We start from the raw sequence: 23,252 nt of genomic DNA on the forward strand, positions 1-23,252 counted from the left end.
TCCGGAGCCTACGCCATTCGCGAGACGGGGCAAGCACTTCGCCGCGCGGCCGGCGCGCCGCCCCCGGAAAACGCGGCGGGGGCGCCGACCTCGCGGCCGACGCCCCCGCCCGGGATGGCAACACCGGCGCCGCGGCGCCGGTTCCGGATCAGGCGAACTTCACCATGACGTGGCGCACCACGGTGTAGTCCTCGAGCGCGTACTGGCTCATGTCCTTGCCGTAGCCGGACGCCTTCAGGCCGCCGTGCGGCATCTCGCTGACCAGCATGAAGTGGGTGTTGATCCAGGTGCAGCCGTATTGCAGCCGCGAGGCGATGTTCATCGCCTTGCCGACGTCGCGCGTCCACACCGAGGAGGCGAGGCCGTAGTCGCTGTCGTTGGCCCAGCCGACCGCCTCGTCGACGTCGGAGAAGCGCGTCACCGACACCACCGGGCCGAACACCTCGCGGCGGACGATCTCGTCGCTCTGCAGCGCGCCGGCGACCACGGTCGGCTGGTAGAAGAAACCGCCGCCCTCGCCGGGCCGGCCGCCGGTGGTGATCTCGATGTGGTCCTGCTCGCCGGCGCGCTCGACGAAGCTGGCGACGCGGTCGCGCTGGCGCTTGGAGATCAGCGGCCCGATCTCGTTGTCGGCGTCGTCGGCGTTGCCGAAGGCGATCGTCGAGACCGCGGAGGTGAGGTCCGCGACCAGCCGGTCGTAGACCTTGTCGCCGGCGTAGACGCGGCAGGCGGCGGTGCAGTCCTGCCCGGCGTTATAGTAGCCGAAGGTCCTGACGCCCTCGACGACGGCGTCGATGTCGGCGTCGTCGAGCACGATCACCGGCGCCTTGCCGCCGAGTTCGAGATGGGTGCGCTTGACCGTGCCGGCGGCGGCGGCGAGCACCTTCTTGCCGGTGGCGACGTCGCCGGTGAGCGAGACCATCGCGACCTTGGGATGGTTGATCAGCGCGTTGCCGACGCTGCCGCCGCGCCCGACCACCACGTTGAGCACGCCCTCGGGCAGGATGTCGGCTGCGACGCGGGCGAGCTTCAGCGTCGACAGCGGGGTCTGCTCGGACGGCTTCAGCACCACCGTGTTGCCGCCGGCGAGCGCCGGGCCGATCTTCCACGCCGCCATCATCAGCGGGTAGTTCCACGGCGCGATCGAGGCGACGACGCCGATCGGGTCGCGCCGGATCATCGAGGTGTGGCCGGCGAGGTATTCGCCCGCGGCCGAGGCGTGCAGGGTGCGGCAGGCGCCGGCGAAGAAGCGCAGCACGTCGACGACGCCGGGGATCTCGTCGCGCAGCACGGCCGGATAGGGCTTGCCGCAGTTGAGGCTCTCGATCGCGGCGAAGCTCTCGGCGTCGTCCTCGATCGCCTGGGCGAGGCGCAGCAGGTAGCCGGAGCGCTCGCCCGGCGTCGTCCGCGACCACGTCGCGAAGGCCTTCTCGGCGGCGGCGACGGCGGCGTCGACGTGGGCGGTCGAGGCCTCGGGCAGGTCGAGGACGACGGCGCCGGTCTTCGGCGCCAGCACCGTCTCGGCGTCCTCGCTGCCGGCGACGAAGTCGCCACCGATCAGCATCTTCGTGTCGGCGATGGTGGTCATGGGGGAACCTCCCGGGTCTTCTTCCAAGGGCTTCGGGGCTACTTGCCGGCGCCGGCGACGTCGGCGGTGTCGCGGGTGAGCCAGTAGGCGGCCAGGATCGGCAGGAAGGTGACCGCCATCACGAAGATGGCGACCACGTTGGTGACCGGCCGCTGCCGCGGCCGGATCAGTTCGGTCAGCATCCAGATCGGCAGCGTGGTCTGCTGGCCCGCGGTGAAGGTGGTGACGATCACCTCGTCGAAGGACAGCGCGAAGGCGAGCATGCCGCCGGCGAGCAGGGCGGTGGCGAGATTCGGCAGCACCACGTGGCGGAAGGTCTGGAAGGCGTCGGCGCCGAGGTCCATCGAGGCCTCGATCAGCGACGGCGAGGTGCGCCGGAGCCGCGCCACGGCGTTGTTGTGCACCACCACGATGCAGAAGGTGGCGTGGCCGAGCACGATGGTCCAGAAGCTGAACGGGATCTCGGCGACGCCGAAGGCGGCGCGCAGCGCGATGCCGGTGACGATGCCCGGCAGCGCGATCGGCAGCACGATCAGCAGCGACACCGCCTCGCGGCCGAAAAAGCGCGTGCGGGCGAGCGCGCCGGCGGCGAGCGTGCCGAGCACCAGCGCCAGCGCCGTCGCGATCAGCCCGACCCGGACCGACAGCGCGATGGCGTCCCAGATGTCCTGGCGCTGCCACACCACCTCGAACCAGCGCGTCGTGTAGGACGGTGGCGGGAACTGGTAGCTCTTCTCCTCCGAGGAGAAGGCGTAGAGCACGATGAAGGCGAGCGGCAGGTGCAGGAAGGCGAGCCCGGCGCCGGCGGCGAGCCGGAGGGCGAGCGGAGCGCGTTCGGTCATGGCCGGCCTCCTCGGGCGCGGGGGAGGGGCGGGACGGCGCACGCGCCTCGCTCGGAGCGGTCACAGCGCATCGAAGGCCCCCATCCGCCGGGCGACCGTGAGGTAGACGCCCATGATGACGATCGGGACCACCGAGAAGGCGGCGGCGAGCGGGATGTTGCCGGCGGTGCCCTGCTGGACGTAGACGACCTGACCGAGGAAATAGGCGGACGGGCCGACGATCTGCGGCGCGATGTAGTCGCCGAGCGTCAGCGAGAAGGTGAAGATCGAGCCGGCGGCGACGCCGGGCAGGGCGAGCGGCAGGATCACGTGCCGGAAGGTCTGGCCGGGCCGGGCGCCGAGGTCGCCGGACGCCTCGACGAAGGACTTCGGCACCCGCTCCAGCGACGCCTGCAGCGGCAGGATCATGTAGGGCAGCCAGAGATAGACGAAGACCAGGAAGGTGCCGACGTAGCTGACCGACAGCGACGGGCCGCCGATGCCGGGGATCGCCAGGAGACCGTCGATCAGGGCGGTGGTGCCGGTGCGCTCGGCGAACCAGGTGACGACGCCCTCCTTGGCGAGGATCAGCTTCCAGGCGTAGACGCGCACGAGATAGCTCGACCACAGCGGCAGCATCACCAGCAGGTAGAACGCCGCCTTGGTGCGGCCGCGGGCGTGGCGGGCGGCGTAGTAGGCGATCGGGAAGGCGATCGCACCGCAGGCGAGCGTCACCGCCGCCGCCATCGCCACCGTGCGCAGGACGATGTCGCGGTTGGCCGGCTGCAGCAGTTCGGCGTAGGCCGCGAACGAGAAGTCCGGCACCACGGCGCCGGTGAAGTCGTCGAGCGTCCAGAACGACTGCACCAGGAGCGCCACCAGCGAGCCGACGTAGACGAGGCCGAGCCAGATCAGCGGCGGGGCGAGCAGCAGGCCGGCGAGCAGGCGCGGCCGGCGGACGACGAGGTCCGACAGCCGGCCGCGCAGCGAAGTCGGCGCGGCGGGGGCGGGGAGGGCGGACATCGGCCTCAACCCTCCAGCGGCGTCGCGGCGCCGGCCGGCACGACGACGCGGACGGCGTCGCCGGGCGCGAAGGCGGTTTCGGCCGCCGGGACGGACACGACCAGCCGGCCGCCGCCGGCGACCATGACGTCGTAGCGCCGCGCCGCGCCGTGGTACTCGGCGTCGAGCACGGTGGCGGCGACGCCGTCCCGCGCGCCGATCGCGTGGGCCGCGAGGCGGATCTTCTCGCCGCGCAGCGCGTGCGGCGCCGCCGGCAGGCCGAGCGCCGCCGCGAACGGCGCCTCCAGCACGTTCGCGCCGCCGACGAAGTCGGCGACGAAGCGCGTGCGCGGCCGCTCGTAGATCTCCTCGGGTGGGCCGACCTGGACGATCCGGCCGTCGGCGAACACCGCGACCCGGTCGGCCATGGCGAGCGCCTCGGTCTGGTCGTGGGTGACGAAGACGAAGGTGATGCCGAGCCGGTGCTGCAGCGCCTTGAGTTCGCCCTGCATCTCGCCGCGCAGCTTGAGGTCGAGCGCGCCGAGCGGCTCGTCGAGCAGCAGCACCTTCGGCTCGTTGACGAGCGCGCGGGCGAGCGCGACGCGTTGGCGCTGGCCGCCCGAGAGCTGCGCCGGCTTACGCTCGCCGAAGCCCGCGAGCTTGACCAGCGCAAGCATCTCCTCGGCCCGCGCCCGCCGCGTCCGGCGGTCGACGCCGCGGATCATCGGGCCGTAGGCGACGTTGTCGACCACCGACATGTGCGGGAACAGCGCGTAGTCCTGGAACACCGTGTTGACCGCGCGTCGATAGGGCGGCACGCCCTCGACGTGCTCGCCGAAGATCTCGATCGCCCCCGACGTCGGCTGCTCGAAGCCGGCGATCAGGCGCAGGCAGGTGGTCTTGCCGGACCCGGACGGGCCGAGCATGGCGAAGAACTCCCCGGGCGCGATCTCGAGATCGACGGCGTCGACGGCGCGCACGGCGCCGAAATGCCTGGAGACGCTGCGGAATCGGACGGCGGAGGTCATGTGGGGGTCCGTGGGGGGAGGGGGGAGGGAGGCAGTAGGCAGTGGGCAGTAGGGCGTCGGCTGTCGGGCTTCGATGGTGAGCGTCGCGGCGGCGGCCCCCTCTCCCTGTCCCTCCCCCTCAAGGGGGGAGGGGACGCGGTGGAGCAGTACGGCAGGTCCGGATCCGGCGGTGGCGCCGGGACGCTCTATCGCGCTGACCTGCGACCGTCGAAGTTTCGCGAGACGTCGACATCATCGTCCCCTCCCCCCCTGGAGGGGGAGGGACAGGGAGAGGGGGCGCGCGGCATCCACCGCATCACGACCGGATCACCCGGCCTCACCCTCCCCACCTGCGTCCCCTCGCCCTTGTGGGGGAGGGACGGGCAGAGGGGTGGCGACCTTTCCGCCGCGCCGCCGCCGAACGATCCAGGCTCCCCCGATCCACCTGCGTCCCCTCCCCCCTGGAGGAGGAGGGACAGGGAGAGGGGGGAGCCCCGCGCTCCGCCGCCGGACGGCCTCGCGCCGACGCCCGATCCGGCCTCAGCGGCCGCCGATCACCGCGATGTAGTCGCTGACCCACTTGGAGTAGGGCACGCAGCCCGACGGCTGGCTCTTGCAGGCCTTCACCGGCGTCTTCCAGAACGCGATCTTCTCGAAGTTCTCGAAGCCGTTGATCTTGCAGCCCTCGTCGCCCAGGAGCGCGTTGCCCTTGCACGCTTCCGGCACCGCCGGCACCGAGCCGAACCACGCGGAGACGTCGCCCTGGACCTTGGCCGACAGCGAGTGCTCCATCCACTTGTAGGCGCAGTTCGGATGCGGCGCGGAGACGTGCATCATGGTGGTGTCGGCCCAGCCGGTCGCGCCCTCCTCGGGCACCACCGAGGCGATCGGCTTCGACGACGCCTTCAGGCTGTTGACCTGGAACGGCCAGGACGAGGAGGCGACCACGCCCTCGTTGGTGAAGTCGTCGATCTGGACGTAGGCGTCGTGCCAGTAGCGGTGGATGATCTTGTTCTGCGACCGCAGCAGATCGAGCACGGCGGCGTACTGGTCGGCGTTGAGCTCGTAGGGGTCCTGGATGCCGAGTTCGGGCTTGTGGGTCTTGAGGTAGAGCGCGGCGTCGGCCACGTAGATCGGGCCGTCGTAGGCCTGGACGCGGCCCTTGTTGGACTTGCCGTCCGGCAGCGTCTGCTCCTCGAACACCACGCTCCAGCTCTTCGGCGCCTCCTTGAAGACGTCGGTGTTGTACATCAGCACGTTCGGACCCCACTGGTAGGGCGTGCCGTAGTGGACGCCGTCCACCGTGTGCCAGGGCGCGTCCTTCAGGCGGTCGTCGACCTTCGACCACGACGGGATCAGGTCGACGTTGACCGGCTGCACCGTCTTGCCGGCGATCAGGCGCAGCGAGGCGTCGCCGGAGGCGGTGACGAGGTCGAAGCCGCCCTGGTTCATCAGCGACACCATCTCGTCGGAGGTGCCGGCGGTCTTCACGGTGACCTTGCAGCCGGTCTCCTTCTCGAAGTCGGTGACCCAGTCGTAGGCCTTGTCGCTCTCACCGCGCTCGATGTAGCCGGCCCACGTGACGATGGCGACCTCGCCCTCGCCGGGGCCGACCGCGGTCGGCAGCTCGGTCGCCTGCGCCAGCGTGGCGGCCTGGCCGATCACGAGCGACAGGGTGGCGGTTCCGGCGGCAAGACGCTTGAAGCTCCGCATCGATGTCTCCCTTGGCAAGTCGCCGCGCCGACGGCACGGCGGAGGGCGCGCGCGGCGGCCGATCCCCTCGGATCTTCGTTCTGGCGACGGCCGCGCTGCCGGTGAGGCGAGGATTCCAAACGCGTGGAGCGTTCGCCATAACATAAATCAGAATGAACCTTTCGGTTTTCCCGATAGGTCGGGCCGGATCCGCTCCAGGCGGCGCGAGCGGCCGATGTCGACGAAATCCTGGGCGATCCGCGCCAGCCGCGCCCCCTTGCGCCAGGCGATCCCGACCTTGACCGTCGGCAGCGGCTCGGAGGCGGGCCGCGCCTCGATGCGGTCGCCTTCCAGCGACCACGGCCGGTAGACCAGCGCCGGCAGGATGGTGATGCCGGCCCCGGTGGCGACGAGGCTGCGCACCGCCTCGACCGAGCGGGTGCGGAAGGCGGTGCGCGGGCGGAAGCCGTGCTCGGTCCAGAAGGCGCGGGTGGTCTCCTCGATCTCGTCGACGGTCAGCACGATGTGCGCCTCGCGCGCCGCCTCGGCCAGCGTCACCTCGGCCTGTCGGGCGAGCGGATGGCCGAGCGGCAGCCAGACCTGGTAAGGCTCCTCGCCGAGCAGCTCGATCTGCAGCGCGGCGTCGGCGGCGCGGTCGGGCACCACCATCACGGCGACGTCGAGTTCACCGTTGATGAGCAGGTGCTGGAGATAGTCGCGGTTGTCCTCTACCGCCGAGACGGTGACGCCCGGGTTGGCGCGACGGTAGCGGGCGAGGAGGTCGGAGAAGACGTAGCCGGCCACCAGCGAGGTCACGCCTACGTGGAGCTCGCCGGCGGCGGACGGCCCGCCGTCCTCGGCCAGCGAGCGGCGGGCGTCGGCCACCGTCTCCAGGATACGGTGGGCGTGGCGCAGGAACATCTGGCCCTTGTGGGTCAGGCTGACGCCGCGGCCGTGACGCTCGACCAGCTCGAAGCCGAGGTCGGCCTCGAGCTCCTTGACCGATTCGGTCACGGTCGACTGCGAGATCGACAGCAGCTGCGCCGCCCCGGAGATCGAGCCGGTGTCGGCGACGGCGATGAAATACTGCAACTGGCGGAGCTTGAAGGCCATGGCGGCAGTCGAGCCGAATTTCCCGGTATCGGCAACGGGGGAGGCGGCCGCCCGCGGATCAGACCCGTTCGGCGACGACGATCCGCCCCTCGACCGGGACGCCGCGGTCGAGCCGGAGGGGACCGTCCTCGGCGGCTGCGACGCGGAACCCCGCGGCGGCGAGACCGGCCGCGACGGCGCGGCCGCCGTGGGCGTAGCGCAGCGAATCGCGCAGCAGGAAGGCGGTGTCCGGGTCCTCCGCCGCCTCGACCGAGAAGGCGAACAGGGCACCGGGCAGGGTGCGCGCGGCCACCGCCGCGAATACCGGATCGAGCGCGCCGAGGTAGACGAAGACGTCCGCGGCGACGACGAGGTCGAAGCTCCGCTCCGCGGCGGCGAGATGGTCGACGACGTCGCCGACCGCGAGGGCGTCGTAGTCGCCCTTGTCGCGCGCCTTGGCGACCATGGCCGGCGAGAGGTCGACGCCCTCGAGCCGGTCGGCGGCCGGCCGCAGCACGGCGCCCGTCAGGCCGGTGCCGCAGCCGAGGTCGAGCACGCGCGCGAACCGCGCGTCCGGCCGGACGGCGGCGAGGAGGGCGCCGAGCCGCCATGGCGTGCGGTAGCCGAGGTCCTCGACGAGGGCGCGGTCGAAGCGGTCGGCGTAGCCGTCGAACAGGCCGCGGACGTAGGCCGCGGGCGGGGCGGCGGGCGCGGCGGCGGCGCCGAGGGCGGCGAGCTTCAGGCCGGCGCCGTGGACGTCGGCGGGGTCGAGCGCGAGCGCGCGCCGAAACGCCGCCGCGGCGGCATCCGCCTCGCCGGCGGCGGCGCGGGCCTCGCCGAGGCCGACCAGGGCGGGCAGCCAGTCCGGGGCCGCCTCGAGCGCCTGGGCGTAGAGGTCGGCGGCGGCGGCGTGGTCGCCCGCGGCGGCGTAGCCGCGCGCCCATTCGTAGCGGCGGTCGGCGACGAGGTCGCCGGACGAGCGCGCGGTCACGACGCGCGGCGGTAGCGCACGCGGGCGGAGAACTCGATGGCGCCGACGGTGAGCTTCTGAAGGTCGAAGCGGTCGGCGATCATCTCGAGGAAGGCGAGTTCGTTCTGCCGCGCCATGCCGTCGATCGCCGCGACCTCGACGGCGAGGGCGTAGGCGGTCTCGCGCAGCGCCGGCGTCAGCGCCGCGGCGACGCGGTCGAGGATGGCGTCGAGCCCGTCGGTGTCGGCGAGGTGGGCGACGCAGGCGTCGGCGATCGGACCGACCGGACCGGAAAAGCCCTCGAAGGCCGGCAGGCCGGCGACGATGCCGCCGATCAGGTCGAGTTCGCGCGCCGACATGGCGTGGTCGGAGGCCGAGGTGGTGACCATCACCCAGATCAGGGCTTCGTGGACGGAAAGACTGTCGGCCATGGCGTGGAATTCCCCCGGGGAGCGTCGCGCCCGATGTAGGGGGCGCCGCGCGGAAGGGCAAGCGGGAGGCGGCTTCAGCCCGCGATCACCCCGACCGGCGCGGAGCCGTAGCGGCCCTTGCCGGCCGCGCGGGCGCGCTCGGCGGCGGGGCCGAGCACCGGATCGGCGGGATCGGACGGATCGGCCCAGCCCTGCTCGACCAGCCAGCCGGCGATATCCCGGGTGCCGACCCGGCAGGTCGCGATCACCCGGTCCGGCTCGAGTTCGACGACGTCGACGCAGGCGACCGAGCGGCCGCCGATCAGCCGCGCCAGTTCGGCGCGGGCCTTGGCGCCGCATTTCCACAGCTGGCCGTCGGTGCCGGTGCAGGTCTGCGTGAACGGCACCGGCGCGACGCCGGCGACGCGCACGACCAGGGGCTTCTTGTCGCGGACGGCGCGGAAGCTGCCGCCGTCGACGACGATGACGCGGGCGAACACCGTCTCGGGCTTTTCCGGCCGGACGCCCTCGTCGGCGCTCGGCCGCAGCGGGCCGTCCATCCCGGAGGGTTCGGCGGCCGGTCGCTCGCCCGGCGGCGGCACGTTGCCGAGGTCGACGACGCGGCCGGGGGCGCCGGGCGCGGCGGCCGGGGCCGTCGCGGCGCCCTTCGGCAGCCGCAGTGCGGCGTCGGCGGCCCAGTTGCCCGACCCCGGTGGCGGCGCGGCGGCGTACATCCACGCCATCGCCCCGCCGACGATCGCGGGACCGACCAGCAGCGGCATCGCCCAACGCGCCGCGAAGGACAGCTTGCGCCGGCCCCGCCTCATTGACTGACCCAGAGGATGCGCGCGGCGAACACGACCGCCGACCGCGGCAGCCGGCGCGTCGCCCCGTCGGGGCCGCGCAGCGCCACGGTGTCGCCCCAGGCCTCGACCTCGGCGACGGCGGTGGCGCCGGTCTCGTCGGTGTAGAGCACGCGGTTGCCGCGCCCGATCGGCGCCGAGGCCGACACCACCAGCCGGTCGCCCGGCCGGTAGAGCGGGGCGAGCGGCGGCCCGGCGACGGTGACCACGTGGGCGTCGGCGACGTCGGCGAGCGGCGGCTGCACGCCGTCCTCCGCGAAGCCGGCCGGGGCGAATCCGGCGGGGGCGGCGCCCTTGACCTCGAGCGCGCCGAGCGGCTCGTCGGCGACGAGGCGGGCGAGGTCGGCGACGCTGGTGCCGGTCGCCTCCATCACCTTGGCGAGCGATTCGGTCGAGGGCCAGCGCGGCCGGCCGTCGCCGCCGATGCGCTTCGAGGGGTTGAAGGCGGTGGCGTCGAGCCCGGCCCGCCGCGCCAGTCCCGAGGCGGTCAGGCCGTGGCGCTCGGCCAGGCGGTCGATCACGTCCCAGATCCCGCTGTGCGACAGCATCGTCCCCGCGTCCCGTCGATCGTCGTCCGCCCCGTGCGGACGTTGGAACTTGTCTCCGGTGGAGACGGCGATTACTCGTTTTCCCGAGGGCCCGGCCGTCCGGCCGACCGAACGGGAAGCAACGGCTCCATGCAGGACCGCGTCGTCTACAAGATCGCCCCCCGCGCCCTGTGGGCGGAGGCCGAGCACACCGGGATCTTCCGCGGATCGCCCGTCGACCACGCCGACGGCTTCATCCACTTCTCTTCTACTACCCAAGTCGTCGAGACCGCAAACCGACACTACGCCGGGCTCGACGACCTGCTGCTGGTCGCGGTCGACACCGCCCGGCTCGGCGACGGCCTGCGCTGGGAGCCCTCGCGCGGCGGCGCGCTGTTCCCCCATCTCTACGGCGACCTGCCGCTCGACGCCGTGCTCTCGGTGCGCCCGCTGCCGCTCGGCGCCGACGGCCGCCACGCCTTCCCGCCGCTGGAGGATCCGGCGTGAGCCTCGACGCCATCGGCGCCGCGCTCCTGCGCCGGCTCGACCCGGAGACCGCCCACGGCCTCGCCATCCGCGGCCTCTCCGCCGGCCTCGTCCGCGCCCGCCGCCTGCCGCCGGACCCGCGGCTCGCCGCCCGCCTCGGCGACCTCGTGCTGCCGAACCCGCTCGGCATGGCCGCCGGCTTCGACAAGAACGCGGTGGCGCCCGACGGGTTGCTCGCCCTCGGCTTCGGCTTCGTCGAGGTCGGCACGCTGACGCCGCGCCCGCAGCCGGGCAACCCGCGCCCGCGCATCTTCCGGCTGCCGGAGGCCGGCGCCGTGATCAACCGGCTCGGCTTCAACAACGACGGCCACGCCGCCGCGCTCGCCCGCCTCGAGGCCCGTCGCGGCCGCGGCGGCGTCGTCGGCGTCAACGTCGGCGCCAACAAGGACAGCACGGACCGCCCGGCCGACTACGTCGCCGGCATCCGCGCCTTCGCCGCGGTGGCCTCCTATTTCACCGTCAACGTGTCGTCGCCGAACACGCCGGGTCTGCGCGACCTGCAGGCCCGCGACGCCCTCGACGAACTGCTCGCCCGCGCGCTCGCCGCCCGCGACGACATGGTCGCGGCGGTGGGACGCCGGGTGCCGGTGCTGCTCAAGATCGCTCCCGACCTGACCGAGGCCGGCCTCGACGACGTCGCCGACGTGTCGCTCGCGCGCGGCGTCGACGGGCTGATCGTCTCCAACACCACGCTGTCGCGGGTCGGGGTTTCCGGCCCGGTCGCGGGCGAGGCCGGCGGCCTCTCGGGCCGGCCGCTGTTCGAGCGCTCGACCGTGGTGCTCGCCAAGATGCGCCGGCGCGTCGGCCGGGCGCTGCCGATCGTCGGCGTCGGCGGGATCGCCGACGGCGCGGACGCGGTGGCGAAGATCCGTGCCGGCGCCGACCTCGTCCAGGGCTACACCGGCTTCATCTATGCCGGGCCGGCCTACGCGGCCGACGTGCTCGCCGGCCTCTCCGCCGCGCTCGACCGCGACGGCCTGCCGTCGCCGGCGGCGCTGCGCGACCTCGACCTCGACCGCTGGGCCGACCGTCCGATTCCGGCGTGACCGCCGATCCCCGAAACGGCGAGGGCGCCGCATCCGGCCGGATGCGGCGCCCTCGCGAGCGGGTTCGTGCGCGGAGACGGCCGGGGCCTGCCCCGGCCGGTCGTCACGGCGCCGGCAGCGCGGCCGGCGAATCGGACAGCGAGCGCAGGTAGGCGATCACCGCGGCGCGGTCGTCCGGCTTCTTGATGCCGGCGAAGCCCATCTTCGTACCCGCCACCAGCGCCTTCGGCTGCGCCAGGAAGTGGTCGAGGTGGTCGTAGTCCCAGACGTTGGCCTTGCCGAACTCGACCATGGCCGGCGAGTACTGGAAGCCTTCGTGGCTGCCCGGCACGCGGTTGACCACGTTCCACAGGCCCGGGCCGACCTTGTTGGCGCCCGAGTTGTCGAAGGAATGGCAGCCGGCGCAGGCCTTGGCGACGGTCTCGCCCTTGGCCGGGTCGGCCTTGGCGAGGCGGACCGCGATCGACTCGACCGCTTCGGCCGGCGCGGCGGCACCGGCGCCCTCGGCCGCGCCGCCCTCGGCGACCGCGACCTCGAAGCCCGGCTTCTCCGGCGATTCCTGCTCGAAGATCAGTTCGGAGATGAACCCGACGCCGAAGGCGAAGGTCAGCGTTCCCAGAAGGGCGCCCGCGATCTTGTTCAGTTCAAGGGACATTCACGGCTCCAGACGACACCGGCGCGGGAGGCGGGCACCGGACGAGGTGGCGGCTCCGACGGAAAGGCCGGACGCGCCCGAGCGGGCGTGCACGACCCCGAAAATTCCGCCGGACCCTACAAACTTTCCGCCCGACGTGTCCATACGTATGATGCGGTTGCGAACGGTCTCGGGTAAGGCCGTTTCGCGCCGCGCCGGAGCCGCCCCGCGGGGGGTGCCTCCGGCGTCGTCGCCATGGACGTGGCCGGTGCGTCGCACCGGTTTCTGCATCACGCCGGCAGCGCCGGCAACCGGGCCGTTGGAACGAGACGATGAACGAAGGAAAGGGCGCCGCCCTCGTGGTGATTCCGGCCCGGATGGGCTCGACCCGGCTGCCGGACAAGCCGCTGGCCGACATCGCCGGCGAGCCGATGATCGTCCACGTCTGGCGCCGCGCCGTCGAGGCCGCGATCGGCGACGTCGTGGTCGCCTGCGACGTGCCCGCGATCGCCGACGCCGTCCACGCCGCCGGCGGCCGCGCCGTGCTGACCCGGCCCGACCACCCGAGCGGGTCCGACCGCGTCATGGAGGCGGTCCGCGCCGTCGACCCAGACGGCCGCCACGGCGTGATCGTCAACGTCCAGGGCGACCTGCCGACGATCGCGCCGGCGGCGATCCGCGCCTGCTTCGCCCCGCTCGCCGACCCGGCGGTCGACGTCGCGACGCTGGCGGTGGAGATCGCGGTCGAGGCCGAGAAGACCGATCCCAACGTGGTCAAGGTGGTCGGCTCGCCCACAGCGGACGGGCGCCTGCGCGCGCTCTACTTCACGCGCGCCACCGCCCCGCACGGCCCCGGGCCGCTCTTCCACCACATCGGCCTCTACGCCTACCGCCGGCCGGTGCTGGAGCGCTTCGTGACGCTGCCGCCCTCGACCCTCGAGCTGCGCGAGAAGCTCGAGCAACTGCGCCTGCTCGAGGCCGGCCTCAGGATCGACGTCGCGCTGGTCGACGACGTGCCGCTCGGCGTCGACACCGCCCACGACCTCGAACGCGCCCGCGAGATTCTCGGCGCGCGCAAGTGACGGCGGCGGCGGCGCCTGCTAGAGAGGCGCCGTCTCTTCCCCAGCAGCGGCGTCGCGCGGATCGGTCATGAAGAAGAAGGTCGTGTTCCAGGGCGAGCCGGGAGCCAACTCCCATCTCGCCGCCCTCGAGGTCTACCCCGACTGCGAGCCGGTGCCCTGCCCGACCTTCGAGGACTGCTTCGCGGCGCTGGCCGCCGGCACCGCCGACCTCGGCATGATCCCGATCGAGAATTCGGTCGCCGGCCGCGTCGCCGACATCCACACGCTGCTGCCCGGCGCCGACCTCCACATCGTCGGCGAGCACTTTCTGCCGATCCACCACCAACTGATGGGCCTGAAGGGCGCCGCGCTGTCGGACCTCCGCGTCGTGCAGAGCCACGTCCAGGCGCTCGGCCAGTGTCGGAAGACGCTGCGCGGCCTCGGCCTCACCGCCGTGATCGGCGCCGACACAGCCGGTTCGGCCCGCGAGATCGCCGAGCGCGGCGACCGCGCCCGCGGCGCGCTCGCCTCCCGCCTCGCCGCCGAGATCTACGGCCTCGACATCCTGAAGAACGACGTCGAGGACGAGGCGCACAACACCACGCGCTTCATCATCCTGTCGCCCGAGCCGGCGCCGGCGCCGGCGCTCGGCACGCCGACCATCACCACCTTCCTGTTCCGCGTCCGCAACATGCCGGCCGCGCTCTACAAGGCGCTCGGCGGCTTCGCCACCAACGGAGTCAACATGACCAAGCTGGAGAGCTACCAGCTCGCCGGCCAGTTCTTCGCCTCGCAGTTCTACGCCGACGTCGAGGGCCACCCCGACGAGACCGCCCTGCGCTTCGCCCTCGAGGAACTCGCCTTCTTCAGCCACGAGGTCCGCATCCTCGGCGCCTACCCCGCGAGCCCGTTCCGCGAGACCATCCGCGAGCCCGAGGCCGAGAGGGGGCTGCGCCCGGGGGAGTGACGGGGGAACCCGCGGCACGACCGTAACGGACGGGCACCAAGGGGAGGGCAGGGCCGTGGCCGGCGACGCGACCGATCTCGGACTGGTGGCGCTGGCCACCGCCTTCGACGCGGGGCAGCTGAGCTGCCGCGAGGCGATGGAAGCGGTGCTCGACCGGATCGAGCGCGTCGACGGCCACGTCAATGCCATCGTCGGCCGCGCCGATCCGGACCTCTGCCGCGCCGCCGCCGACCGCGCCGACGCCGAGCGACGGGCCGGCCGTGCCCGCGGCGCGCTTCACGGCGTGCCGATCGCGATCAAGGACCTCTCCGCCGCGGCCGGCCTGCCTTTCACCTGCGGCTCGCCCCTCCACGCCGGCGACGTCGCGGCCGTGGACGATCCCGAGGTGGCGCGGATCCGCGCCGCCGGCGCGATCGTGATCGGCAAGACCAACACGCCGGAATTCGGCCTCGGCTCGCACACGTTCAATCCCGTATACGGCGTCACGCGCAACCCGCACGATCTCTCGCGCAGCGCCGGCGGGTCGAGCGGCGGCGCGGCGGCCGCGCTCGCCGCCCGGCTGCTGCCGGTCGCCGACGGCAGCGACATGATGGGCTCGCTGCGCAACCCCGGCGCCTTCTGCAACGTCGTCGGCTTCCGCCCGAGCTTCGGCTTGGTCCCGTCCGGCGGCACCGCCGGCGACGTCTTCCTCGACACGCTGGCGACCGTCGGGCCGATGGGCCGCTCGGTCGCCGACGTCGCAGCGCTGCTCCGCGTCCAGGCCGGCCGCGATCGGCTGGCGCCGTTCTCCTACGAGGCGTCCGACCTCGACGCCGCGCCGCCGGCCGATCTCGCCGGCGTCCGGGTCGGCTGGCTCGCCGACGTCGCCGCCGACCTGCCCTTCGAGGACGGGATCCTCGCGCTTTGCCGCGACGCCCTCGACGTGTTCACCCGCGCCGGCGCCGTCGTCCGGGACGTCCGGTCGAACTTCCCGCGCGAGCGCCTGTGGGACTGCTGGACGACGCTGCGCAGCGCCGCCGTCGCCGGCGGACATGCCGCCACGGCCGCCGATCCGGCCCGCCGGGCGCTGATGAAGCCGGAACTGCTGTGGGAGGTCGAGCGCGGGGCGCGCTTCTCGGCCCTCGACGTCCACGCCGCCTCGGTGGCGCGCAGCGACTGGTACCGGGCGCTGCTCGCCCTCTACGACGACGTCGACGTGCTCGTGCTGCCGTCGGCGCAGGTGTTTCCCTTCGACGCCGACCTCCACTTTCCCGCGGCGATCGACGGCGTCGCCATGGACACTTACCACCGCTGGATGGAGGTGGTGATCGGCCCGAGCCTCGCCGGCCTGCCGGTCGCCGCCATGCCGGCCGGCTTCGGCCGCGCCGGTCTGCCGGCCGGGATCCAGATCGTCGGCCGGCCCCGCGCCGACGGGACGGTGCTGCGGATCGCCGCCGCCTACGAGGCGCGCACGCCCTGGCTCGCGGTCCGCCCGGCAGGTATTCCGGACTGAGAGGGACTCAACCCGCCACCACCCACGCCTCGACCAGCATCCTGGCGATCGCGAGCTTCGGCGGGCAGTAGAGGCCGTCCGGATGCGTGCCGGCGAGCATGGCGCGGACTTCGGCGCGCGGGAACCAGCGGCAGTCCTCGAGTTCGGCGTGGTCGATGGTGATCTCGGTGCTCACCGCCTCGCCGAGGCAGCCGAGCATCAGGGACGAGGGGAACGGCCAGGGCTGGCTGGAGTGGTAGCGGACGCGGCCGACGCGGATGCCGGCCTCCTCGAAGGTCTCGCGGCGCACGGCGTCCTCGACGGTCTCGCCCGGTTCGACGAAGCCGGCGAGGCAGGAATAGCTGCCGGTTTTGAAGCGCGGCTGGCGGCCGAGCAGGGCGCGGTCGCCGTCCGAGATCAGCATGATCGAGACCGGGTCGACCCTGGGGAAATGCTGCGCCTCGCAGGCCGGGCAGTCGCGGCGGTAGCCGCCGATCGCCGGCACCGTGCGACTGCCGCAGTTGGCGCAAAAGCCGTGGCGGGCGTGCCAGGCGAGCATCGAGCGGCCCTGGGCGACCTGGCCGAAGCCGTCGTCCTCGATGCGACCCTCGAGCGCGAGCGAGCGCAGGTCGGTGGCGACGAGGCCCTCCTCGGCGGCCGGTGCGGCGGGCAGGCCGGCCGCGAAGCGCGGGGCGCCGTCGGGCAGCCAGCCGAGCAGGATCGCCTCGGCGAGGTCGGCGCCGAGGCGGCGGGCGCGGGCAAGGTCGAACAGCGCGAGGCCCGCGGTGGTCGGGTCGAGCACGATCTGGTCGCCGACGAACAAGAAGGCGGCCGCGCGGGCGTCGGCGAGCGCGCCGGCGAGCACCGCGGGGTCGCCGCGCTTCTCCGAGCGGCGGTCGAGCGGATTGACCGAGAAGCCGTTGAAGCGGGAACGGTCGAGCGGCGCGTCGGCGGACATGGGGTCGTCTCCGGAGGGAGGGGTTACATTGGCCGGAGCGCGTCGCCGAGCACGGCGGCGAGCCGCTCGGCCATGTCGCGGGCACCGGCCTCGGAATAGGGCACCGCCGCGGTCTTGCCCCACACCGGGCCGGCCCAGGCCGGATCGGTCGTGAAGCGGGCGATGACGTGGACGTGGAGCTGGCGCACCATGTTGCCGAGCGCGCCGACGTTGATCTTGTCGGGACGGGCGAGGTCGCGGAGCGCGGTCGAGACGAGGGCGATCTCGTCCATCAGCCGGTGGCGCTCGGCGGCGGGAAGGTCGATCAGCTCGGCGAGGCCGGCCCGGCGCGGCACCAGGATCAGCCAGGGATAGGTGCGGTCGTTCATCAGGAGCAGCCGGGAGAGGCCGAGCTCTCCCAGCGGCAGGGTGTCGGCGGCGAGCCGGGGGTCGAGCTCGAAGGCGGTCATCGCGTCTCCTCCGCGAAGGTCCGGGTCGCGAGCGCGGGCACGCGCGCGGCGAGGGTGAGGCCGCGCGCGCCGAGGAAGACCAGCAGCGCCAGCCAGAGGCCGTGGTTGCCGAGGACGGGCGTCGCCGCCCACAGCACGGCGAGGAAGATCGCGAGCGACACCAGCATCATGTTGCGCATCTCGCGCGACCACGTCGCCCCGATGTAGACCCCGTCCATCTCGAAGGCGAGCACGCCGGCGAGCGGCGTCAGCGCCGCCCACGGCAGGAAGGCGGCCGCGGCGGCGCGCACCTCCGGCGACGTCGTCATCACGTCGATCACCGGTCCGCCGGCGACGAACAGCACCACCGCCACCACGGCGGAGAAGGCGAAACCCCAGGCGACGGTGAGGCGCACCGCGGCGTCGAAGGCAGCGCGGGTGCGGGCGCCGACGGCGCGGCCGGCGAGCTGCTCGGCGGCGTTCGCGAGGCCGTCAAGGAAGTAGCCGCCGATCATGAAGAAGTTCATCAGCACCGCGTTGGCCGCCAGCACCGTGTCGCCGAAGCGGGCGCCGGCGCGGGTGAAGGCGGCGAAGGCGAACAGCAGCGCGAAGGAGCGGATCATGATGTCGCGGTTGACCGCGAGCATGCGCAGGAAGGCGGCGCGCTCGAACACCGCGCCGCGGATCCGGTGGAAGCCGTGCCGGCCGATGCCGACGCAGACGACGAGGCCGACCACGGCCGTCACCACCTCGCCGATCACCGTGCCCCAGGCGACGCCGGCGATGCCCCAGCCGGCGCCGAGGCCGAGGCCGATCGAGCCGGCGATGTTGACGCCGTTGAGGAGGGTCTGCAGCGCGAGGCCGAGCCCGGACCGTCCGAGCCCGAGCACCCAGCCGAGCACCGCGTAGTTGGCGAGGGCGAAGGGGGCGGAGAGGATGCGGATGCCGAAATAGGTCGCCGTCGCCGCCGCCACCGCGTCCGACGGGTCGACGAAGGCGAGCGAGGCCGCGAGGATCGGCCCGGCGAGGGCGATCATGGCGAGGCCCGACACGGCCGCCACCACCAGTGCCCGGGCGAGCGAGGCGGCCATCTCGCGCTCGTCGCCGGCGCCGAGCGCCTGGGCGGTCAGGCCGGTGGTGCCGGACCGCAGGAAGTTGAAGGTGGAGAACAGGAAGTCGAACACCAGCGCGCCGACGGCGATGCCGCCGACCAGCGCGGCGTCGCCGAGCTGGCCGACCACGCCGGTGTCGACGGCGCCGAGCAGCGGCGTCGACAGGAAGGCGAGCGTCATCGGGACGGCGATGCGGAAGACGGTGGCGCTGTCGACGCGGAAGTCGCCGGGGCGGGCATGGCTGGTCATCGGCGAGTGGTAGACGGGCCGGCGCGCCGCTTCAAGGCCGTCCGGTCGCCGTCGCGGAGCGCGCCCGTGCGGCGGTGCGAAAAGGCTGTTCCGACCCCGCGCGAAGTCGGGTAGCGTGCCCGCCGGACGGAGGTATGGTCATGGCGTTCATCGACATTTTCGCACGTTTCGTGGCGCTGGTGGGTGGGACGGCGGCGGCGGTCCGCCACCGCGGTCGGATCGAGAAGCCGGCGATCGGCGGCGCGCCGATCATCCCGGAACCGCGCGCCCAGGGCGCGATGCCGACGCTGAAGATGCCGATCGCCGCCGGCTGGAAGGACGGCCGCACGCCGCGCGCGGCGCCGGGGCTTAAGGTGCAGGCCTTCGCCATGGACCTCGCCCATCCGCGCTGGCTCCAGGTGATGCCGGACGGCGAGGTGCTGGTCGCCGAGGCGCTGATGGAGCCGATCGCGATCGAATCGCTGTTCGACTACGCCATGGCGAGCACGCTGCGCCGCGTCCGCGCGCTCGGCCCGAGCCCGAACCGGATCACCCGCCTCGTCGACCGCGACGGCGACGGCAAGGCGGAGGTCCGCGACGTCTTCCTCGACAAGCTGCGCCAGCCCTTCGGCATGGCCCTCGTCGGCGACGTCTTCTACGTCGGCAACACCGACGCCCTCGTCGCCTTCCCCTATTCGCGCGCCGACAAGCGCGTCACCGGCCCCGGCCGGACGATGGCGACCTTCAAGCCGGGCGGCCACTGGACCCGCAGCGTGATCGCCAGCCCGGACGGGACGAAGCTCTACGTCGGCGTCGGCTCGCTCTCCAACATCGCCGAGCGCGGCATGGCCGTCGAGGAGGGCCGCGCCGCGGTCTACGAGGTCGACCTCGCCACCGGCGGCAACCGCATCTTCGCCGGCGGCCTGCGCAACCCGGTCGGCCTCGCCTTCGAGCCGACCACCGGCGCGCTGTGGACCGTGGTCAACGAGCGCGACGGCATCGGCGACGAGACGCCGCCGGACTACCTGACCTCGGTGGTCGACGGCGGCTTCTACGGCTGGCCCTACTGCTACTGGGGCCGCACCGTCGACGAGCGCGTGCCGCAGGACCCGGCGCTGGTCGCCCGCGCGATCCGGCCGGACTACGCCCTCGGCGGCCACACTGCCTCGCTCGGCCTCTGCTGGCACCCGGCCGGCACGCTGCCGGGCCTGCCCGACGGCATGATCGTCGGCCAGCACGGCTCGTGGAACCGCAGCAAGCTGTCGGGCTACCGCGTCATCTTCGTGCCGTTCGAGAACGGCAAGCCGTCCGGCGACATCCGCGTTCTGCTCGACGGCTTCCTGTCGGCCGACGAGCGCGAGGCCTACGGCCGGCCGGTCGGCGTGGCGCTCACCGCCGACGGGGCGCTGCTGGTCGCCGACGACGTCGGCGACGCGGTGTGGCGGGTCTCGGCGGCCTGACGCCGCCGACGCGGGCACCGATCCGGGCCGGGCGCGCCGGCCGATCCGGACCGGGCGGGGACGCGTAGGAAAGGCCGCCATGCCGCGGAGCGGCGAGGAACCGGTCATGCCGCCGATCGTGCACCACCCCGCCTATCACGCCGAGATTCCGGAGGGGCACCGCTTCCCGATGGGCAAGTTCCGCCGCCTCGCCGAGGTGCTGGCGGAGGAGGGGCTGGTGGCGCCGGGCGGCTTCATCGTGCCGGCGCTCGCCCCCGACGGCTGGCTGCGGCTCGCCCACGACGGCGCCTACGTCGACCAGGTGCTGACGGCGACGGTGCCAGACCGGATCGCCCGCGAGATCGGCTTCCCGATGACCGAGGCCGTGACCACCCGCGCCCGCGCCGCCACCGGCGGCACGGTGCTGGCGGCCCGGCTCGCGCTCGAGCACGGCCTCGCGCTCAACACCGCCGGCGGCAGCCACCACGCCCGCCGCGCCCACGGCGCCGGCTTCTGCGTGCTCAACGACGTCGCGGTGGCGGCGGCGGTGCTGCTCGCCGACCACGACGTCCGGCGCGTGGCGGTGATCGACCTCGACGTCCACCAGGGCGACGGCACCGCCGACGTCTTCGCCGGCGACGAGCGCGTCTTCACCGTCTCGGTCCACGCCGAACGCAACTACCCGGTCCGCAAGGTGCCCTCGAGCGTCGACGTCGGCCTGCCCGACGCCGTCGGCGACGCCGACTATCTGGCGATGCTGGCGGAGCTGGTGCCGGCTGTGCTCGACCGGGCGCGCGCCGACGTCGTGTTCTACAACGCCGGCGTCGATCCCCACGCCGACGACCGGCTCGGCCGCCTCGCGCTCTCCGACACCGGCCTCGCCGAGCGTGACCGCCGGGTGATCGGCGCGGTGCGCGAGCGCGGCCTGCCGCTGGTCGGCGTCATCGGCGGCGGCTACGAGGCCGACGTCGACCGCCTCGCCCGCCGCCACGCCATCCTGCACCGCACCGCGGCGGAGTTCGACTGAACCTCTCTCGTGAAGTCCCGACTCGTCGGCACTTTACGAGGTCTCGGCCATTCGGCGGGCGCCCGGTCGGGCGCTCCTCGTCCGCAACGCTCCGACCAGAGGTCGGAACCTTGCGAACTCGGACCGAAGCCGCTTCAGGTGCGGCCGCCGCCGACCTTCATGAGGCGGATCAGCACGTAGAGCGGCACCACCACCACGGCGCCGAGCAGGAAGTAGCGCCAGGCGCGGTCGATCGCGCCGAAGCCGAGGTTCCAGATCCCCTCGACGAAGCGGCGCACGCTGGCGACGATGTCGTAGGGCTCGATGCCGAGCGCCGCCATGATCACGCCGACCACGAAGGACATCAGGACGAGCCGCACCAGGACGCGGCCGGGGGTGTCGCCGAGGATGCGGGTGACGGTGCTGCCGGACATGGCCGATCCTTCTTTCGTGGCGGGCGGGATCCCGACCGCGGTTCTAGGGGGCGCCCCGGCGCCTGTCCAGGTGCCGGCTCGGCGCCCGCGCCCTCAATCCCGGCGGAAGATCACCCCGGCGAGCCAGCCGGTGAGGCAGGCGATCACCACCGTGACGAGGCCGTAGACGAGGCCGTGGCGGTGGGCGAAGTCGGTCATGACCTGCTCGAAGCCGACCTTGCCGATCAGCAGCTCCTCAGAAGTGGTGGCGAGCAGGGCGCCGTCGCGGAACAGGTAGACGCTGGCGAGGTAGCGCCCGACCGGCACGTTGGCCGGCAGCGCCACCGGGGCGCGGAACAGCGCGGCGCTGAGGAACTCGACGCCGTTCTCCTGCTGCTGGTAGAGCCGGCCCGACTGCATCAGCCGCAGGAAGGCCTCGTCGAAGTCGGTGCGGCGCGGCGGCTCGGCCGAGGTCTGCGCGTTGATCGGCAGCATGTCGATGCCGAGGCCGAGCTTGGCACGGGTGGCGTCCGGCGCGATCTCCGCCAGCGGCGCCGACGACAGCACGGCGTGGAACGAGGGCACGCCGCGCATCCGCTCGCTGTCGCGGTTGATCCAGACGCCGGCGGTGCGTTCCTTGCGGCGGGTGACGACGCTGGTCGGCGGGCCGGACAGCGCCACCACCACCTCGTAGCGCGCCGAGCGCGACACTGTCTGGGCGTCGCGCTCGATGGTGCCGAACACCACCACCTTGCTGCCGGTGAAGTTCGAGGTGATCGCCACCGTCTCGTTGGTGAGCGCGGTGACGAGCTGCTCGGCCGCCGCCGGCGCGGCGAGGGCGAGCGGAGCGGCGAGGGCGAGGAAGACGGCGAGGAGGCGCGTCACCGGGCGCCTCCGACGATTGGGTTGACCGAATAGAGCTCCGACGGCGTCGCCACGAGGTCGACGGCGAAGCGCAGGCCGACCGAGAGCACCAGGAGGCCGAGCAGGGCGCGCAGCGTCTCGCCGCGCAGGCGCTGGCCGACCTGGGCGCCGAACTGCGCCCCGACCACGCCGCCGACCATCAGGCAGAGCCCGAGCACGACGTCGACGGTCTGGTTGGTCGAGGCCTGCATCACCGTCGCGAAGGACATCGAGCCGAGCGTCTGCATCAAGGTGGTGCCGATCACGATCGTGGTCGGCACGCGCAGCAGGTAGATCAGCGCCGGCACCATGATGAAGCCGCCGCCGATGCCGAGCAGCGCGCCGAGGAAGCCGATCGCCACCCCGAGCGCCAGCACCGGGAACACCGAGATGTAGAGCCGTGACCGGTGGAAGCGCACCTTGAGCGGCAGGTTGGCGACGAAACCGCGGGTGGCGGGCCGCCGGGTCGGCACCGTCCGGCCGCCGCGCTGGGCCGCCATCGAACGCAGCGCCTCGGTCAGCATCAGCACGCCGATGGTGCCGAGGAACCCAACGTAGCAGAGCGAGATGACGAGATCGAGCTGCCCCTGCCGGCGGAGCGCGGTGTAGACCATGACGCCGAGCGCCGAGCCGGTGACGCCGGACACCATCAGATAGGCGCCGAGCTTGACGTCCACGGCCTTCTTGCGGACGTAGGCGAGCGTGCCCGACGCCGACGAGGCGACGATCTGGCTCGACACCGTGGCGACGGCGACCGCCGGCGAGATGCCGGAGAAGATCAGCAGCGGCGTCAGCAGGAAGCCGCCGCCGACCCCGAACATGCCGGACAGGAAGCCGACCGCGGCGCCCATCCCGAGCAGGACGAAGACGTTGATCGGCAGTTCCGCGATCGGGAGATAGAGGTCCAAGGCGGCGGGTCCGGCGTTCGGGGCGTCGGGGGCGGGCGTTCGGCGGGACGACCGCGACCGCCGCGCTCGGGCGAGCGGGCGGCCGCGACGGAACCCAGTCTGGACCCGGACCGTAGCGATTCCGTGTCCGTCGGCGCCATCCCCTCCCGACCGGCGGTCG

Annotated in this window: 24 protein-coding genes; 7 read left to right on the forward strand and 17 right to left on the reverse strand. The window is 73.2% G+C overall.

Features of this window, described 5'->3' with window-relative positions; genetic code table 11:
• Positions 1–148: 148 nt before the first annotated feature.
• The 10 genes from EDD54_RS18885 to EDD54_RS18930 all read right to left on the reverse strand — a co-directional run bounded on the left by EDD54_RS18885 (position 149) and on the right by EDD54_RS18930 (position 9,993).
• On the reverse strand, positions 149–1,588 hold the full coding sequence (locus EDD54_RS18885; protein WP_126539181.1) for a gamma-aminobutyraldehyde dehydrogenase: 1,440 nt from the start codon (positions 1,586–1,588) through the stop codon (positions 149–151).
• Positions 1,589–1,626: 38 nt separating this feature from the next.
• Entirely contained in the window at positions 1,627–2,430 is an 804-nt protein-coding gene (locus EDD54_RS18890; protein WP_126539179.1) for an ABC transporter permease, read from the reverse strand.
• Between the two features lie 60 nt (positions 2,431–2,490).
• Positions 2,491–3,432 (reverse strand): ABC transporter permease, encoded by a 942-nt coding sequence (locus EDD54_RS18895; RefSeq protein ID WP_126539177.1) that lies wholly within the window; start codon positions 3,430–3,432, stop codon positions 2,491–2,493.
• A 5-nt stretch (positions 3,433–3,437) separates the two neighbouring features.
• Positions 3,438–4,439, reverse strand: coding sequence for an ABC transporter ATP-binding protein (locus EDD54_RS18900; RefSeq protein ID WP_126539175.1), 1,002 nt, complete (start codon positions 4,437–4,439; stop codon positions 3,438–3,440).
• Positions 4,440–4,958: 519 nt separating this feature from the next.
• On the reverse strand, positions 4,959–6,131 hold the full coding sequence (locus EDD54_RS18905) for an ABC transporter substrate-binding protein (RefSeq protein WP_126539173.1): 1,173 nt from the start codon (positions 6,129–6,131) through the stop codon (positions 4,959–4,961).
• Between the two features lie 147 nt (positions 6,132–6,278).
• Positions 6,279–7,223, reverse strand: a complete 945-nt coding sequence (locus EDD54_RS18910; RefSeq protein ID WP_126539171.1) for a LysR family transcriptional regulator — start codon at positions 7,221–7,223, stop codon at positions 6,279–6,281.
• Between the two features lie 58 nt (positions 7,224–7,281).
• Positions 7,282–8,193 (reverse strand): class I SAM-dependent DNA methyltransferase, encoded by a 912-nt coding sequence (locus EDD54_RS18915; protein WP_126539169.1) that lies wholly within the window; start codon positions 8,191–8,193, stop codon positions 7,282–7,284.
• On the reverse strand, positions 8,190–8,603 hold the full coding sequence (locus EDD54_RS18920) for a tellurite resistance TerB family protein (protein ID WP_126539167.1): 414 nt from the start codon (positions 8,601–8,603) through the stop codon (positions 8,190–8,192). Before EDD54_RS18920 ends, EDD54_RS18915 begins: the two co-directional genes overlap by 4 nt.
• A gap of 74 nt (positions 8,604–8,677) precedes the next feature.
• Positions 8,678–9,409, reverse strand: a complete 732-nt coding sequence (locus EDD54_RS18925) for a thermonuclease family protein (RefSeq protein ID WP_126539165.1) — start codon at positions 9,407–9,409, stop codon at positions 8,678–8,680.
• Positions 9,406–9,993 carry a helix-turn-helix domain-containing protein gene (locus EDD54_RS18930; protein ID WP_126539163.1) on the reverse strand — a complete coding sequence of 196 codons (588 nt, stop codon included), beginning with the start codon at positions 9,991–9,993 and terminating at the stop codon, positions 9,406–9,408. The genes EDD54_RS18925 and EDD54_RS18930 overlap by 4 nt, the downstream gene beginning before the upstream one ends.
• Before the next feature lie 129 nt (positions 9,994–10,122).
• Here EDD54_RS18930 and EDD54_RS18935 point away from each other — a divergent pair, with 129 nt between their 5' ends.
• Positions 10,123–10,479: a DUF952 domain-containing protein gene (locus tag EDD54_RS18935; protein ID WP_126539161.1), complete on the forward strand. Its 357-nt coding sequence runs from the start codon at positions 10,123–10,125 to the stop codon at positions 10,477–10,479.
• On the forward strand, positions 10,476–11,564 hold the full coding sequence (locus EDD54_RS18940) for a quinone-dependent dihydroorotate dehydrogenase (RefSeq protein WP_126539158.1): 1,089 nt from the start codon (positions 10,476–10,478) through the stop codon (positions 11,562–11,564). The genes EDD54_RS18935 and EDD54_RS18940 overlap by 4 nt, the downstream gene beginning before the upstream one ends.
• A gap of 103 nt (positions 11,565–11,667) precedes the next feature.
• Here the strand turns inward: EDD54_RS18940 and EDD54_RS18945 are convergent, their stop codons facing one another.
• The gene (locus EDD54_RS18945) at positions 11,668–12,219 is read right to left on the reverse strand and encodes a c-type cytochrome (protein ID WP_126539156.1); all 552 of its coding nucleotides are present in this window, start codon (positions 12,217–12,219) and stop codon (positions 11,668–11,670) included.
• Positions 12,220–12,530: 311 nt separating this feature from the next.
• On the opposite strand from EDD54_RS18945, the gene EDD54_RS18950 reads away from it, so the two are divergent.
• The 3 genes from EDD54_RS18950 (at position 12,531) to EDD54_RS18960 (ending at position 15,718) form a co-directional block, all read left to right on the forward strand.
• On the forward strand, positions 12,531–13,280 hold the full coding sequence (locus EDD54_RS18950) for a 3-deoxy-manno-octulosonate cytidylyltransferase (protein ID WP_126539154.1): 750 nt from the start codon (positions 12,531–12,533) through the stop codon (positions 13,278–13,280).
• Between the two features lie 67 nt (positions 13,281–13,347).
• Complete coding sequence (locus EDD54_RS18955) at positions 13,348–14,226, forward strand: prephenate dehydratase (RefSeq protein ID WP_126539152.1); 879 nt, start codon at positions 13,348–13,350, stop codon at positions 14,224–14,226.
• A gap of 55 nt (positions 14,227–14,281) precedes the next feature.
• Positions 14,282–15,718 (forward strand): amidase, encoded by a 1,437-nt coding sequence (locus EDD54_RS18960; RefSeq protein WP_126539150.1) that lies wholly within the window; start codon positions 14,282–14,284, stop codon positions 15,716–15,718.
• Positions 15,719–15,725: 7 nt separating this feature from the next.
• Here the strand turns inward: EDD54_RS18960 and nudC are convergent, their stop codons facing one another.
• From nudC to EDD54_RS18975, 3 genes are read right to left on the reverse strand one after another with little or no spacing between them, the layout of a single operon-like run.
• Positions 15,726–16,655: an NAD(+) diphosphatase gene (gene nudC / locus EDD54_RS18965; RefSeq protein ID WP_126539148.1), complete on the reverse strand. Its 930-nt coding sequence runs from the start codon at positions 16,653–16,655 to the stop codon at positions 15,726–15,728.
• A gap of 23 nt (positions 16,656–16,678) precedes the next feature.
• Positions 16,679–17,104: an HIT domain-containing protein gene (locus EDD54_RS18970; RefSeq protein WP_126539146.1), complete on the reverse strand. Its 426-nt coding sequence runs from the start codon at positions 17,102–17,104 to the stop codon at positions 16,679–16,681.
• On the reverse strand, positions 17,101–18,444 hold the full coding sequence (locus EDD54_RS18975) for an MATE family efflux transporter (RefSeq protein ID WP_126539144.1): 1,344 nt from the start codon (positions 18,442–18,444) through the stop codon (positions 17,101–17,103). The genes EDD54_RS18970 and EDD54_RS18975 overlap by 4 nt, the downstream gene beginning before the upstream one ends.
• 140 nt (positions 18,445–18,584) lie before the next feature.
• Between EDD54_RS18975 and EDD54_RS18980 the strand changes: the two genes are divergently transcribed.
• On the forward strand, positions 18,585–19,883 hold the full coding sequence (locus EDD54_RS18980; RefSeq protein ID WP_126539142.1) for a PQQ-dependent sugar dehydrogenase: 1,299 nt from the start codon (positions 18,585–18,587) through the stop codon (positions 19,881–19,883).
• Positions 19,884–19,989: 106 nt separating this feature from the next.
• Entirely contained in the window at positions 19,990–20,889 is a 900-nt protein-coding gene (locus EDD54_RS18985) for a histone deacetylase family protein (protein WP_126539140.1), read from the forward strand.
• Positions 20,890–21,023: 134 nt separating this feature from the next.
• Here EDD54_RS18985 and EDD54_RS18990 read toward each other — a convergent pair whose 3' ends face one another.
• From EDD54_RS18990 to EDD54_RS19000, 3 genes are all read right to left on the reverse strand, one after another.
• Positions 21,024–21,302, reverse strand: coding sequence for a DUF6460 domain-containing protein (locus EDD54_RS18990; protein ID WP_126539138.1), 279 nt, complete (start codon positions 21,300–21,302; stop codon positions 21,024–21,026).
• 93 nt (positions 21,303–21,395) lie between these two features.
• Positions 21,396–22,166 (reverse strand): TIGR02186 family protein, encoded by a 771-nt coding sequence (locus tag EDD54_RS18995; RefSeq protein WP_126539136.1) that lies wholly within the window; start codon positions 22,164–22,166, stop codon positions 21,396–21,398.
• Positions 22,163–23,092: a sulfite exporter TauE/SafE family protein gene (locus EDD54_RS19000; RefSeq protein WP_126539134.1), complete on the reverse strand. Its 930-nt coding sequence runs from the start codon at positions 23,090–23,092 to the stop codon at positions 22,163–22,165. Before EDD54_RS19000 ends, EDD54_RS18995 begins: the two co-directional genes overlap by 4 nt.
• Positions 23,093–23,252: the final 160 nt, after the last annotated feature.

Origin of the sequence: Oharaeibacter diazotrophicus (assembly GCF_004362745.1) — a bacterium.
Classification (GTDB): Bacteria; Pseudomonadota; Alphaproteobacteria; order Rhizobiales; family Pleomorphomonadaceae; genus Oharaeibacter; species Oharaeibacter diazotrophicus.